This is a genomic window from uncultured Halomonas sp., from assembly GCF_947501415.1.
In the GTDB taxonomy this organism is placed as follows: Bacteria; Pseudomonadota; Gammaproteobacteria; order Pseudomonadales; family Halomonadaceae; genus Halomonas.
On the sequence record NZ_CANMVL010000039.1, the window covers coordinates 1 to 1,164 of the forward strand.

A 1,164-nucleotide genomic window follows, 5' to 3' on the forward strand; every position below is an offset into this window, starting at 1 on the left:
TGGGGTTATATGGTCAAGCGATGAAGCGCATACGGTGGATGCCTAGGCAGCCAGAGGCGATGAAAGACGTGGAAGCCTGCGATAAGGCTCGGCGAGGTGGCAAACAACCTGTGACCCGGGCATCTCTGAATGGGGAAACCCACCCACGGTAACGTGGGTATCCCGCACTGAATACATAGGTGGCGGGAGGCGAACCAGGGGAACTGAAACATCTAAGTACCCTGAGGAAAAGAAATCAACCGAGATTCCCCCAGTAGCGGCGAGCGAACGGGGACCAGCCCTTAAGCATGTGACTGATTAGACGAACGCGTTGGGAAGCGCGGCCATAGTGGGTGATAGCCCCGTAGTCGAAAATCTGATCATGTGAAATCGAGTAGGTCGGGGCACGAGAAACCTTGACTGAAGACGGGGGGACCATCCTCCAAGGCTAAATACTCCTGGCTGACCGATAGTGAACCAGTACCGTGAGGGAAAGGCGAAAAGAACCCCGGAGAGGGGAGTGAAATAGATCCTGAAACCGTATGCGTACAAGCAGTGGGAGCATGCATGTCATGTGACCGCGTACCTTTTGTATAATGGGTCAGCGACTTATTTTCAGTGGCGAGCTTAACCGTATAGGGGAGGCGTAGGGAAACCGAGTCTTAACTGGGCGACCAGTCGCTGGGAATAGACCCGAAACCGGGCGATCTATCCATGAGCAGGTTGAAGGTTGAGTAACATCAACTGGAGGACCGAACCCACGTATGTTGAAAAATGCGGGGATGACTTGTGGATCGGAGTGAAAGGCTAATCAAGCCCGGAGATAGCTGGTTCTCCTCGAAAGCTATTTAGGTAGCGCCTCACGTAGCACCGCCGGGGGTAGAGCACTGTTTCGGCTAGGGGGTCATCCCGACTTACCAACCCGAGGCAAACTCCGAATACCGGTGAGTGACGCGTGGGAGACACACAGTGGGTGCTAACGTCCATTGTGAAAAGGGAAACAACCCAGACCGTCAGCTAAGGTCCCCAAATCCTGGTTAAGTGGGAAACGATGTGGGAAGGCTCAGACAGCTAGGAGGTTGGCTTAGAAGCAGCCATCCTTTAAAGAAAGCGTAATAGCTCACTAGTCGAGTCGGCCTGCGCGGAAGATGTAACGGGGCTAAACCAGGTACCGAAGCTACGGGT

Annotated in this window: 1 rRNA gene; it reads left to right on the forward strand. The window is 54.0% G+C overall.

Annotated features, from left to right (window positions below):
* Window positions 1-11: 11 nt before the first annotated feature.
* Window positions 12-1,164, forward strand: a 23S ribosomal RNA gene (locus Q0894_RS15725); the annotation flags it as partial.